This is a genomic window from Deinococcus aquatilis DSM 23025, from assembly GCF_000378445.1.
Classification (GTDB): Bacteria; Deinococcota; Deinococci; order Deinococcales; family Deinococcaceae; genus Deinococcus; species Deinococcus aquatilis.
In genome coordinates, this window is record NZ_KB899704.1 from 65,368 (window position 1) to 78,695 (window position 13,328).

Below are 13,328 nucleotides of genomic sequence, written 5' to 3' on the forward strand. Positions count from 1 at the left end.
AGTAAAACTCTATCTCAGGGCGTTCAGATGGCATCCACCCACAACGCCAAACAGAAATTCAACGAGGTCCCTCAATCATCTCTTGCTTGATCCTTCTGGAGACCCTTGACCAACAAGGCTTTAAGAAGCCCTTTTTGGTTTCTGGGCAGTTGGAAAATCTGCCCTCAACGTGAGTTTCCAGCGTTTTGCAAAGCATTCTCAGCGCCTGTGCCTGAAGTCAGGGCGTTCCGAATGCCCTGTGCAATCCCCAAAGCCACACGGTCCAGATAATTGTTATTCTGCAGGTTCAACCCATCTACCGGATGACTCGTGTACCCAATTTCGACCAGCGCTGCAGGCACTCGGTTGTTTTTTAAGACTGCCAGGGGTTGATTGGATTTCAGACCGCGCGAGAAGCTCCCAGTGGTTTCGATCAATCGGCGTTGCAGCAGGCTGGCCAGGTTGTCAGACAACGGATGGTTGGGATTCCACCACGTTTCGATGCCGTACCCGCGCAGCGCCTTCTGAGGTTCGAGTGCATTCACATGAATACTGACAAACAACTGGGTTCCGGATCCAGCCAGTTGCGCCCGCGCTTCCAAGTCCTTACTTTTCACGGGGTCCAGCGCCTGATCGGTGCTCCGGGTCAAGACCACGTCCACTCCCGCTGGCCTCAACAGATCACGGACACGCAGGGCCACGGCCAAGGTCACTTCTTTCTCCATCACACTGGCCACTGCGCCAGGATCTTGTCCGCCATGACCGGGATCGAGCACCACCCGGGGCCGGATCACGGCAGCGCTCAACGCCAGAAGCGCGGCACCGCTCGTGGCCCGACTGGGAGGCACGGCCGCCAGTCGGCGTTCAGCAGCGGGCAATGGAGTCAGGTTGGCCAGGGCTGGTGAGAGATCAATCGCCAACTGTGCCTGCAGGTTGCCTGGCATGGGAGCCAGCACCTGAGCTCGCCACCCACTGCCCGGGGTCGTCGGCAGGCCGGTGACCAGATCCAGCTGACTCCCCGTAGGGGTCGGCTCCAACCGCCAACTGCGGAGCTCAGGACTCAGGTCTTGAGCGTTCTGAGGACGAACACGGATATTGGAGAGATGGATTCGCACCCCCAGGGCATGCGGCTCAATCCGGTAGCTTGTTCCTGGCGGCAAGTCCAGCACCACGCGGGTGAAGCCCGGAGCTGTGCTAAAGCGCGGCGCACTGAGTGGGACCCCCAGCGGCTGACCGGACACCCGGCCGGTCAGCGCACTTGGGCGGGCCGAGTCCAGGCTTGACGAAGCCGGTGCCAGTGGGGCCTCCACGCTTGACTTGACCAGATCGCCCGGAGGCAACTGATTGAGACTCCCACTTCTAGCCAGCGCCGTAGAGGTTGGCTGCACTGGAGTGGGAGCGGCACTTAGAGGGGCCGGAGCAGCGACAGAAGCTGTGCTGGGCGGCCGCGTGAGGGCCCGCAGGGACTCACTGGCGCCCCCCGTCACCGCTGACCCAACATCAAGGATCAGCACCCGGTTGCCCGAAGCGAGCGTGGCTTCACTGGCCTGCCAACCTGCAGTGGAGGACAAGGGGAATGGAGTGTTGACCGTGACCTGCCCACTGCCCGCCCGGTACCCACTGACGCTGGAACCCAGCGATGCAGTCAGCATCGGTACGACCCGGGCGCCTTGAATGCCCAGCGTGAGCCCTGCTGCAGACGGGACCAGCGTGTACGTCACGCCAGGACTCAGGTCGAACACGATCCGGGTCTGGTCTCCACTGCTGCTGCTACGGGGATTGCCAAAGGTCGCATTTTGCGGCGTTGCAGCCAAGTTCACGCTGCTCGGGGTGGACGGCGCAGTTCTGGGCACCGCAGGCAGCGCGCGCAAGGTCGGCGAGGTTTGGGTCGGCATCTGCCGCAGAAAGGGATCCGTACGGGTTACACCTTGTGCCCCTCCATTTCCACAGATGAGCAGAAATGAGAGGAGCATGTAGGAACTTTTCACATATTCACCCACGGTACGACAATGAAAGCAAAGACGCTCTTACAAAGCTCATTCTTCCCATCTGCCTGATGCCTTATTCGGAAGAACACACCTTCATTGACGTTTTCCAGAGTAAACCAAAAAGCAGCCAGCATCCCTCCCAGACGCTGGCTGCTTCTCACTTGGGTTTACATTCCGCGCTTCATCAACCAGACGCGGAAGTCATACATTTCCTTGGCCTGGGCGGTCACGATGTTGCGGGCCAGGGGCAAGATTTTCGAATTGGAGGTCTTCTGCAGGGCTATGGTGGCCATCTCAATCGCTGAAGCGTGGTGGGGGATCATGCCCTCGACGAAGGCCACATCTGGATTCTTGGCTTTCTTCACCATATCCGCCATGCCAGCCATGCCTTTCATCATGCTGGCCGCCATCGCCGCGTCCTGGCCGCCGTAGGTCTTGAGCAGGGCGTTCATCTCGTTGATCTCGCGGTTCTGATCTTTGATGATTGCCGTGGCCCACGCTGTGACAGTGGTGTCTCTGCTCCCCGGCAACACGGCCCGGGCCATATCGACCGCGGCCTGGTGGTGCGGCACCATCATGCTCAGAAAAGCCCGGTCGAAGGCCTTCCCACTCAGTTTCTCCAGTCCACCCATGGCCATGCCTGCCATCGGGGCTGAGGTTTTCGCTGGTGTGCTACCCATCTGGCTGTGGTTCATCCCACCCAGCGTGTTCTGGCCGAAGGCGTACGCGCTGATACCCAAGGCCGCGGTGACAATCACAACAGGAATGCTTTTCATGCCGGAACTCTAGGGGGACCCTGTTAACTCCGTGTAAAGCCTGCCACTCCTCAAGTGTTCCTGAACGGTGCCCTGTAGCCCCGCGAACGATGGCAGCGTCCAAAAGAGGAAAACGAGACCGAGACATTCCCTTCCTAAGAGGCGCGTGTGGACGTCATACTCCGAACTTCAGGTGAACAGCTCCTCTGATCGGTGGCACCCGTACGCCGGGTCTTCCAAGAAACAGACGACCTCTGCTGCACGCTTCCTACTCGGCAGAGCTGCTGGATCGAAAAGAACAACCAGGGTAAGGCTGGAGGACAATGACGCGGCCCCCACCCAGAGGGGAAGGGGCCGCAGATGACCTCTGGTTGTTAGGAAACTTCTGGAGCCAGCCGGTCCCGCAGAGTGATCAGCAATTCCTCTGCTCGCTCGTAGCCGGGCCGCAGGTACACCATGGCAAAGGTCGTCCAGTCCTGCACGGCGGCCACTTCCTGTTCGCCGTCCAAGAGCTTGAGATGGGGATAGACCCCGTATTCCACGAAACAGTCAAAGTCGTGGGCAATCTCTTCTAAGGCCAGTGTGTTCGTGTCCGTCCAGGTCAGGGTATAGGGCAAAGCGAAGCAGGGCTTGCCGCAACTTCCACCGAGGCCGATCAGGGGCAACCCGGCCACCTCCTGCGGAATCTGGCGCTGCTGAGTCCGCTCCAGGAAGGCGGCACGGTCACGGGCAAGGGCTTTGCTGGGCAGTTTCTGGGCAGCGAGCCAGGGACCGACAGTGAGTTTGGTCATGGGAGTCTCCAGGGAGAATTAGGAATGAGCAGGAAGAGGAACGAGGGCGGCCTCACCCGCAGAAGGAGGTGGCACGGGAGGCCGGAACCCGCGCAATCTGAGAGCATTGCTCAGCACGAAAACGCTGGATAGCCCCATGGCGGCGGCAGCCAGGACTGGACTCAGGAGCCAGCCCAATGTTGGATACAGCACGCCAGCGGCCACTGGAATCAGGATGATGTTGTAGGCAAACGCCCAGAACAGATTGAGGCGGATGTTCCGCAGGGTGGCGCGGGAGAGGGCCACTGCATTGGGAACGCCACGCAGATCGCCCGACATCAGGATGACGTCGGCGGTTTCGACCGCTACGTCAGTCCCGGTTCCGATCGCCAGGCCGACATCGGCTTGAGCCAGAGCGGGGGCGTCGTTGATGCCGTCTCCGACAAACGCCACCTGTTGCCCTTTGGCTTGCAACGCTTGAACGGCGTCACTCTTGCCGCTGGGCAGGACTTCCGCCAGAACCTCATCAATGCCCAATTGACGGGCAATGGCCTGCGCGGTGCGGGCGTTGTCGCCGGTGATCATGGCCACTTTCAGCCCCTGCTGATGGAGGGCCCGCACCGCTTCCAGGCTGCCTTCTTTGATCGGGTCAGCGACGGCAATCAGGGCCGCCAGTTGTCCATCAATGGCGGCGTAGAGCGGACTCTTGCCTTCATCTCCCAGTCGTTGGGCTTCTGAAGCAAAAGGACTGACGTCCAACCCCAACTGCGCCATATAGCGGTCTGCACCCACCTGCACGCGGCGCCCCTCCACCCCTGCGTCAAGACCGAAACCAGGCACCGCCTCAACCTGTTCGGCAGCCATCACAGCAATGCCTTCCCGCTTGGCCGCGTCCACGATGGCGCGGGCGATGGGGTGTTCGGACTGGTCTTCGGCCGCGGCGACCAGTTTGAGCACGGTTACCCGTTCAAAACCAGGAGCCAGCACGAAGTCGGTCAATTCAGGCTTGCCTTTGGTCAGGGTGCCCGTCTTGTCCATCGCTACGACCTGGACAGCCTGCAGGCCTTCCAGCGCGGCACCGCTGCGGAAGAGGACGCCCAGCTCAGCGGCTTTGCCTGTGCCCACCATCACGCTGGTGGGTGTGGCGAGGCCCATGGCACACGGGCAGGCGATGATCAGCACCGCGACCGTGTTGACCAGAGCAAAGCTGAGCGCCTGCTCACCCCCAAAGATCAGCCAGAGCACGAAGGTCAGGGCGGCAATGCCCAATACGACCGGGACAAAGACAGCGACGACGGCATCGGCCAAGCCCTGAATCGGCGGCTTGGAGCCCTGGGCCCGCTCCACCAGTTGGATGATCTGGGCCAGGGCCGTGTCCGCGCCAATCTTGGTGGCCTTGAACTGAAAAGCGCCGTTCTGGTTGATGGTGCCGCCCACCACCGCTGCACCTGCGCCTTTGGACACGGGCACGGGTTCCCCGGTGATCATGCTTTCATCCACGAAAGACTGGCCGCCCGTAACCTCACCGTCCACCGGAATCTTCTCGCCGGGGCGCACGGAAATCAGGTCGCCCAGCAACACTTCATCCACCGGAAGCTCCAGTTCCTGACCACCGCGCAGAACCCGCGCGGTTTTGGCCTGCAAGCCCAGCAGCTTCTTCATGGCCTCACTGGAGCGGCCTTTGGCCAGGGCCTCAAAGTATTTGCCCAGCAGAATCAGCGTAATGACGACGGCTGAGGCTTCGTAGTACACGTGCGCCGTCCCCACAGGGAAAATCTGAGGGGCCAGGGTCACCAGCAAGGAATAAAAGAAGGCTGCTGAAGTCCCGATCATCACCAACGCGTTCATATCCGGCGAGCGGTTTTTAATCGCCTTCCAGCCCAGGCGGTAAAAGCGGATCCCGGGGCCGAACTGCACCGGCAGGGCCAGGGCCAGCATGATCCAGTTCAGGGCGTTCATGCCGACCCGCTCCATCACCCACATTTCGGCAGGCGAGTACAGCATGGGCAGCATCGCCAGGATCAGCAGCGGCACGGCGAACACGGCGCTGAAGATCACCGCGCGGCGCAGGCCCAGCACTTCTTTCGCGCGGGCTTCACGTTCCTGGTCGCTGCGATCCTGACCTGCCTCCGTGTCCAGCACTTTATACCCTGAGGCCCGAACCGCCGCCTTCAGTTGCCCGGGACTGACACTTGACGGCACATAGGTGATGCTGGCCCGCTCGGTAGCGAGGTTCACGCTGGCGCTCAGGACGCCGTCGACCTTGTTCAGCGCCCGTTCCACTCGCCCCACGCAGTTGGCACAGGTCATGCCCTGCACACTCAGGTCAATCTGACCCACCAAGGGCTCGTAGCCCACGTCCTTGACCTTGGCGATCAGGGCCTGCGGGGTGGTGAGCGCCGGATCGTAGGTCACGGTGGCCCGCTCAGTGGCCAGATTCACGGCGGCACGTTCTACGCCCTCGACCTTGCCCAGCCCCCGTTCCACTCGCCCGACGCAACTGGCACAGGTCATCCCCTGCACGCCCAGCTCAATCGTTTTACTCACGTTGCCTCCTATCCCCCCAGAGAGGGTACGGATGCAGCATAGAACAGAGGTTTTTGTTTTTCAAGCTCTCAAGCCCTGATGGGGCGTATTTTCAACAGAGAAGTCTTGACACCCCCCCTCCTGGGATTTACAATTCAGGCATGACAAAGCAGACCATTGAACTGACGGTATCGGGGATGACCTGTGGCCACTGCGAGAAAGCCGTGCAGGGCGCCCTGAAGAGCGTGCCCGGCGTGCAGGACGTGCGTGTCGATCTCAAAGGCGGGACGGCGACGGTGCAGGGAGAGGCGGATCCTCAGGCCCTGATCGCGGCCGTGACCGAAGAGGGCTACCTTGCCCAAGTCCGCGCCTAAGGTGACCACGCCTCATGTCCATGGGCATCTGTGCATGCCCGAAGACGCCCGCAAACGGGCCGCCCGGCGGCTGAAGATCGCCCGCGGCCATCTGGACAGCATCGTGACCATGCTGGACAAAGAAGACGCCTACTGCGTGGATGTCCTGCGTCAGCTCAAGGCCGTGCAAGGGGCCCTGTCGGGGGCCGGAGAAGTGGTGTTGCGCGGTCATCTTGAGGCCCACGTCGCGACAGCGTCGACCCGCGGTGACAGCGTTGAAATCGTGGAAGAGCTGATGGAAGCCCTTAAATACACCTGAAGGACGACAGCTTGAATTCGGGGCGGCCCTTGGGCCGTCCTTTCGTTTGGCCCAGGGAAGGCCCACAGGCCTCCTGTTCATACCGGGTGCAGCTTCCCGTTACGCCAAGATCACCGAGACGCCTGTGGCCGCTCCACAGCTCGCCCATCCGCTTGCGGCCAACAGCACCCACCTGAACCCCACAAACGTGTTCAAGCGACTGGATGCGGAGCCCCAGTGGTCTGTTTGGTGAGCGGAGCCATCCAGCAAAACGTGCTGCCCTGAGGTGTCGTGGACACCACCTGTACGTCTCCCTGCATGGCGCGGGCCAGCCCACGCGCGATCGTCAGCCCCACGCCGCTGCCCTCACCGCGCCTCCGGGAGGCGTCTGCACGGAAGAAGCGCTCGAACACCCGTTCCGTATGCTCTGGGGCGATTCCCGTGCCGCTGTCCTCCACCAGGAAAATCACTTGCCCAGGCTGAACCGTGACCCGCAGCTGAACACCGCGGCCTTCAGGGGTATGCCGCAGGGCATTGCCCAACAGGTTCGCCAGAATCTGCTGCCCCCGCTCCGGATCAATCCAGACCCAGAGCGGCGAGTCTGGGTAAGTCACCTGCAACGTCACCTGCCTGCTTTCAAAAGGCAGTTCATAGCGCTCCTGGGCTTGCCGCAGCACTTCATCCACCGCCACCGCACGCGGATGCAGATCGACCTGACCCGCTTCAACGCGGCTGACGACGGTCAAGTCCTCCACCAAGCGTTCCATGACCGCCAGTTCCCGCTGAATGCTGGTGATGGCCTGTGACGTGGGAAAGATGCCGTCCTCCGCAGCCTCCGCATAGCCGCGCGCAGCCGCCACAGGCGTCCGCAACTCATGGCCGACGTTCCCGATCAATTCCACCCGGCTCTCCTCCACCCGTTGCAACGTCGTCGCCATCATGTTGAATGACCGTGCCAGATCCGCCAGTTCGTCATGTCCTGCCGTTGGCAGGCGCCGGGCATACTCACCGCTGGCAATGGCCCCGCTCCCCGCCTGCAAGACCCGAACCGAAGCAGTTACCCGCCGAGCGGCCACCCAGGCGGTCAACGTCGCCACGATGAGCGCCACGGGCAGCGCCACAATCAGCGCGCGCGTCAACGTTGCCCGCATGCCTGCCGCCAGATCCGTCCGCAAGCTTTCGCCCTCAGGACCGATCATGGCGGCCATCTCCTCCACATGGTGGCGAATAAACGGAAGGGCGGCCAATTCAGCGGCTGAAATCAACACGGCCCCCATGATGACCACCACCACCAGATGGTGAAGCAACAGGCGTGCAAACAGTTTCATTCAGCTCTCCCGAAACCGGTAACCCAACCCCCGGAGGGTCTCAATAAATGTGGGTGCGTCGGCATCGTCTCCCAGTTTGCGGCGAATAGCCGTGATGTGCACGTCCACGACCCGGGTGGTGCCCAGGTAGTCTGGACCCCAGACACGTTCCAGCAGCCGGTCGCGGGACCATACCATCCCGGGATGCTGGGCCAGCGTGATCAGGAGGTCAAACTCTGTCCGGGACAGGTTGACTGTGTCACCGTTCAGGGTGATCTGGCGTGACGATACATCCACATCCAACGGGCCGACCACGATCCGTTCACGGATATGAACCCGCCGCAACAGGGCCCGAACCCGCGCCACGACTTCCCGGGGACTGAACGGCTTCACCATGTAGTCATCCGCCCCGGCATCCAGACCCTGAAGGCGGTTCTCAATTTCTCCCCGGGCCGTCAGCAACAGTACGGGGAGATCCGGGTGGGTGGTCCGAATGTACTGGGTGAGCTCCACACCGCTGAGGCCCGGAAGCATCCAGTCCAGCACTGCAACATTGGCCCGTGCCAGCAGGGGAACAGCGGCGATGCCGTCCATGGCGGTCTCAACGATATGCCCTTCCGCACTCAGGTAGGCCTGCAACACTTCGACAATTCCAGGATCGTCGTCCACGATCAAGATGGTTGCCAAGTCCAGATCACCCCTGTGCCCCTCACGCTGTGCCCGACGATCCGCCGGTACAGGGTGCGCCGCGTTCCGGCGTGGTTGATCCCTGTTCATAGAGCTTGAGGAACGCCCCAATCCGGTCGTCTTGCACGCCATCGACTTTGAGTTGTTTGCCCCAGGCACTCAGGACAATGTCTGAGGACGATTGAGCCAGAGGCGACACCAGAACGTGGGTTCGGCCCCGCGCCAAGCCTTCCAAGACGGCGACGTCTGCGGCATCCACCTGCGAACCGTAGGTGATCCAAACGGCTCCATGCTCCAGGCTGTGAACCGCGTACTCGTTGTACACCGGCGCCTGATAGACCGCGCAGTTTTGCCAGGAAGGATTGTGCGGGCCACCCACAGGAGGCTCCTGAGCATAGATCAGTTTGCCTGGACGGTGGTCACCCGCCGCAAACGAAAACGTTTGAACGCCCTGAATGTTCTGAGACGAGCAGGCCGACAAGAAGAGCAGGAGGCCCAGACCCAACGTGGGGTGGTTCATTGTGTTTCCATCCTTTGTGTGAACACCGGGTCTACCCGCGTATCGGGCCGTCTGCGAAGTCTCATCAGCAGCCAAATACTGACGAGAATCAGCGGAATGGAGATCAGATGGGTTTCCGTCCACAGGCCGATGCCAGGTTTATCGAGGCCCTGGCTCAGGTAGGCTTTGGGAATCAGGGGGTTAAGGCGGAAGGTTTCTTCCAGACCCGCACGCAGGATGGAGTACCACAGCCAGAACTGCCAGAAGGCCCAGCCGGGCTTGCGTGATTTCAACCAGAAGTAGGCGGCGATGCTGAGGATGATTCCGATGAACACGCCGTAGAGCTGCGTGAAATGGACAGGCGCAGTCATGACCATCTGCCCGCCCACCTGCTGGCAATACTGAGACAGATCCATATCCGGGTTGGCGTTTTTGACGCACATCCCATCATGAAAGGCGCGGGCCGAAGCGGGCCAGTGATAACCGATAGGCCAACCCGTGACGCGGCCCACCGTATCGGTGCCGTTCATGATGTTGCCAATGCGCCCACCGATGATGCCAAAAGCCACGCCGGGCACACACAGGTCAGCGTACTGGTAGAAATTGAGCTTGTATCGGCGGGTGTAGTAGATCAAGACCAGAATCCCGCCAATCAGCCCACCGTGAATAGAAATGCCGCCCTGACGCAGATTAATGATGTCGAGCAGGATGCGGGGAAAGGGAATGTTCTCGAACTGGCTCCATGAGGTCGCAACGAATACAGCCCGCGCTCCCACCAGGCCCCAGACGATCATCCACAAGATGATGTCGTTAAAGAGATCGACGTTCAGGCCACGTTGCCGGGCCATGCGTGTGCCCACCCACACGCCCGCGACGATACCCAGCGTGATCAGCACGCCGTACCAGGCAATAGTAAAACTGCCGATTTGCAAGAAGACAGGATCCATGTGGCCTCCGGATGGCGCTGGGCGACTGAAGAACCCGCTTTACGTTAGATGGCCCGTGTAAACCTTGTGTAAAGGTCTGACCGTAGACAGCGCTCTGGGAAACCATCCCCACTCAGGTGTTCTGAATCCTGCACCAATCAGGAAAGCACCAGGCCTCCCCCTGTGGTGAGCAGACAAAGGTCGGTTGTCCTGGCGGAACTCTTCGTCAGGTCAGCTCTTGCGTTTCTTCCACGACCAGACGAAGCAGTCACAACCGAGCGTTCCACAGGTGATTCACAGTCGCAGCGGGGGTGACTGGGTCTCAGGTTCCTCCTGCCCTCCGTATCCCAGGGATCCAGTTCAGGCGACGCAACCGTTTTTATGTCTGCTTCCCCAACTCTCGCACCACCGTGGCCCCCTGCATCACCCGCACATACGCCAAGCTTCCTTCCGATCTTAACAGGCTGCCCGCCTCGTGCACCAACAGTTCCTGGCTGCCCAACTGCACGGTATAGCTGGTATCCCGCCCCCGAAATTCGCGGGAGATGATCCGGACTTCTCCGCCCTCTGCGGCGTCGCAAAAGGCCAGATGTTCGGCCCGAACACTGAGGAGAACAGGGCCGGAAGCAGGCTGCATCAACGGCACCACTCCCAGCACGGTGCGGGCCGTTTTGCCTGAAGCGGTGCCGGACAGCAGGTTGCTGCGACCCAAAAAGCTGGCGACAAACGCGGTGCGGGGGGCCGCGTACACTTCCTGCGGCGTGCCGATCTGCTCAATGTGGCCGCCGCGCATGAGTACCAGGCGGTCACTGAAGGCCAACGCTTCTTCCTGATCGTGCGTGACCAGAAGGGCGGTCGTGCTGCTCTGGCGCAAAATGGCCCGGACTTCCTGGCGGGTCGAGTGGCGCAGTTGCGCGTCAAGGTTGGAAAAGGGTTCGTCGAGCAGCAGCAGGGCGGGACGCGGAGCAAGCGCTCGGGCCAGTGCCACCCGCTGCTGCTGCCCGCCGCTGAGTTGATGCGGCATCCGCGAGGCAAAGATGGTGAGACCCACGAGGGCCAGCGTTTCCTGAGCACGCGGCAGGCGCTGGGTACGGGGTAGATGACGGAGGCCAAACAGCACGTTGCCCAGGACGTTCAGGTGCGGAAACAACGCGTAATCCTGAAAGACCAGCCCCACGCCCCGGCGTTCGGGAGGCACGAACGGCGCGGTCATCGAGCGGCCCAGAATCTGGATGCTGCCGCTGTCGGGCTGTTCTAGTCCCGCGATCAGGCGCAGGGTGGTGGTTTTACCGCAGCCGCTCGGCCCCAGCAGGGTCAGCAACTCTCCGGCCCGCACTTCCAGCGAGATGCCGCCCACCACCGCAGGCAGACCCGGCGCGTAGCGTTTGGTCAAGTCAGTCAGGGTCAGAGGGCCGTGCTGGGCAGCGGGCACAGGGCGAACGGGTTCCACAGTGGCAGTCATAGCGGGGTTCCTTGCTGGGGGCTGGCTTCAGGGAGGCGGTGCGGTGTGGACTGTTGGCCCTGTGGGCTTGCCTTACCTGTTTCGCGGCGCAAAATAAGCAGGGTCAGTAACGCTCCGCTGAGCGCCAACGCCAGCGCGTAGGGAGCAGCGGCGGCGTACTGGGCTTCTTCGGTGTACGTCCAGACATTGCGGGCCAGGGTGTCGAAACCAGTGGGCGAGAGCAGCAGCGTCAACGGCAACTCTTTGAGCACGCTCAGAAACACGAACGCCGCGCTGACCCACAGCCCTGGACGAATCAGCGGCAGCGTAACCCGGGTCAACGCCTGCAGGGGCGACAGCCCCAGCACCCGCGCCGCTTCCTCCAGTCTGGGAGTGGCGTGGGCCAGACTGGTGCGAATCGGCCCCACGGCCTCGGCTACAAAATGCAGCGTATAGGCCGCAATCAGCAGCGGAAAAGTCTGATACAGGCTGGGCGTGACCCGCAAGGAAAAGAACACCAGTGCCAGCGCGAACGCCAGCGGCGGCGTGGCATAGCCCAAGTAAGCAGCCCGTTCGGTCAGGCGTGCCCAACGGTGTTGTTGCCCATACCGGCTGCCAATGTAAGCCAGCGGGAACGCCAGCAGCGTGGTAGTGATGGCCGCCACCGCAGCGGCTCCCAGCGCGGTCTGGGCAGCCTCCCACAGGTCAACCAGCGCTGCAGGATCAAAGTCACGGGTCAGCCAGTACACCACCGTGCCCAGAGGCACCACCAACGCCGCGCCTGTCAACAGCAACACCAGCGCCCAGGCTGGAATCACTCCCCAGCCCAGGCGCACTGTCGTGGGCTGCCGCGCTCCACCTGGCGAGACCCGCGATAGGGAAACGCCGCGCATCAGGCGGGCTTCCAACAGCAGCACGGCAGCGGTCAGCACCAACAGCAGTAGCGCCAGCCACGCCGAGTACACCCGGTCATAGGCGGCGGTGTACTGCTGATAAATGGCCGCGCTGAAGGTGGGATACCGCATCAGACTGACCACACTGAAATCCCCCAAGACATGCAGTCCGGTCAGCAGCGCCCCTGAGAGCCACGCCGGGCGCAAATGCGGCACAGTGACGGACAAGAAGGTCTGCCAAGGCGTGCGTCCCAGCAACCGCGCCGCCTCTTCCAAGCTTGGGTCTTGCGTCCGCAACGCGGCGTGCAGATTCAGGAACAGGTACGGAAAGGTAAAGAGCGTCAGCACGCCCAGTGCTCCCCAGAATCCACTCGGTCCCGGCCAGTTGATGCCGGTCAGGGCCTGAATGGTGCCGCCGAATCCACTGGCCGCAATGAGAGCGTAGGCGCCCACATACCCCGGAATGGCCAGCGGCAATACGCCCAACAACATCAGGAAGCGTCGGGGCCGAAAATCAGTCCGGGTCGCCAAAAAAGCCAGTGGCAGGGCGACGGCGGTGGTGCAGGCCAAGACCGCCGCCGTTAACCCCAGCGTGTTCCCTGCCAACTCCAGATTGCGGGTGCGGAACACAATTTCCCGCAGTTCGCTGGCCTCTGCTCCGAAGGCCCGGAACACCAGGTAGGCCAGCGGCAACAGCACGCCCAACACCGTCAGAACGGCGGGCAACAGCAGCAGCAGGGGGGGACGGCGCGAGATCACAGAGAACTAAGTTATCAGAGCGGGTTAATAAGGAATGCGGGCGAGATGTCCCGTGGGTGCCGCTGCTGAGAGCAGGCAGGACGGAAAAGCGGCTCTCTCCCCGAATGGGACAGAACCGCCTGGAATTTAACGCTTGAGGGCCGGAGT

12 protein-coding genes are annotated in these 13,328 nt (G+C 61.9%); 2 read left to right on the forward strand and 10 right to left on the reverse strand.

From position 1 onward, the window contains the following. Positions 1-164: 164 nt before the first annotated feature. The 4 genes from F561_RS0107660 to F561_RS0107675 all read right to left on the reverse strand — a co-directional run bounded on the left by F561_RS0107660 (position 165) and on the right by F561_RS0107675 (position 6,039). Positions 165-1,952: an N-acetylmuramoyl-L-alanine amidase family protein gene (locus F561_RS0107660; protein ID WP_019009367.1), complete on the reverse strand. Its 1,788-nt coding sequence runs from the start codon at positions 1,950-1,952 to the stop codon at positions 165-167. A 182-nt stretch (positions 1,953-2,134) separates the two neighbouring features. Beyond that, positions 2,135-2,743, reverse strand: a complete 609-nt coding sequence (locus F561_RS0107665) for a DUF305 domain-containing protein (protein ID WP_019009368.1) — start codon at positions 2,741-2,743, stop codon at positions 2,135-2,137. A 353-nt stretch (positions 2,744-3,096) separates the two neighbouring features. Then, on the reverse strand, positions 3,097-3,513 hold the full coding sequence (locus tag F561_RS0107670) for a hypothetical protein (RefSeq protein ID WP_019009369.1): 417 nt from the start codon (positions 3,511-3,513) through the stop codon (positions 3,097-3,099). A gap of 18 nt (positions 3,514-3,531) precedes the next feature. Further along, on the reverse strand, positions 3,532-6,039 hold the full coding sequence (locus F561_RS0107675; RefSeq protein ID WP_040380120.1) for a heavy metal translocating P-type ATPase: 2,508 nt from the start codon (positions 6,037-6,039) through the stop codon (positions 3,532-3,534). A gap of 140 nt (positions 6,040-6,179) precedes the next feature. Here F561_RS0107675 and F561_RS0107680 point away from each other — a divergent pair, with 140 nt between their 5' ends. Both F561_RS0107680 and F561_RS0107685 read left to right on the forward strand, forming a co-directional pair. Then, positions 6,180-6,392, forward strand: a complete 213-nt coding sequence (locus F561_RS0107680) for a CopZ family metallochaperone (protein ID WP_019009371.1) — start codon at positions 6,180-6,182, stop codon at positions 6,390-6,392. Positions 6,393-6,426: 34 nt separating this feature from the next. Beyond that, positions 6,427-6,690, forward strand: coding sequence for a metal-sensitive transcriptional regulator (locus F561_RS0107685; RefSeq protein WP_019009372.1), 264 nt, complete (start codon positions 6,427-6,429; stop codon positions 6,688-6,690). A 191-nt stretch (positions 6,691-6,881) separates the two neighbouring features. Here the strand turns inward: F561_RS0107685 and F561_RS0107690 are convergent, their stop codons facing one another. From F561_RS0107690 to F561_RS0107715, 6 genes are all read right to left on the reverse strand, one after another. Beyond that, positions 6,882-7,997 carry a sensor histidine kinase gene (locus tag F561_RS0107690; protein ID WP_019009373.1) on the reverse strand — a complete coding sequence of 372 codons (1,116 nt, stop codon included), beginning with the start codon at positions 7,995-7,997 and terminating at the stop codon, positions 6,882-6,884. Continuing rightward, positions 7,998-8,663, reverse strand: a complete 666-nt coding sequence (locus F561_RS0107695; RefSeq protein WP_019009374.1) for a response regulator transcription factor — start codon at positions 8,661-8,663, stop codon at positions 7,998-8,000. Positions 8,664-8,685: 22 nt separating this feature from the next. After that, positions 8,686-9,183: a thioredoxin-like domain-containing protein gene (locus F561_RS0107700; protein WP_019009375.1), complete on the reverse strand. Its 498-nt coding sequence runs from the start codon at positions 9,181-9,183 to the stop codon at positions 8,686-8,688. Beyond that, positions 9,180-10,109 carry a prolipoprotein diacylglyceryl transferase gene (gene lgt, locus F561_RS0107705; RefSeq protein ID WP_019009376.1) on the reverse strand — a complete coding sequence of 310 codons (930 nt, stop codon included), beginning with the start codon at positions 10,107-10,109 and terminating at the stop codon, positions 9,180-9,182. The genes F561_RS0107700 and lgt overlap by 4 nt, the downstream gene beginning before the upstream one ends. Positions 10,110-10,467: 358 nt before the next feature. Continuing rightward, positions 10,468-11,550 carry an ABC transporter ATP-binding protein gene (locus tag F561_RS0107710; RefSeq protein WP_019009377.1) on the reverse strand — a complete coding sequence of 361 codons (1,083 nt, stop codon included), beginning with the start codon at positions 11,548-11,550 and terminating at the stop codon, positions 10,468-10,470. Next, on the reverse strand, positions 11,547-13,181 hold the full coding sequence (locus F561_RS0107715) for an ABC transporter permease (protein WP_019009378.1): 1,635 nt from the start codon (positions 13,179-13,181) through the stop codon (positions 11,547-11,549). Before F561_RS0107715 ends, F561_RS0107710 begins: the two co-directional genes overlap by 4 nt. Positions 13,182-13,328: the final 147 nt, after the last annotated feature.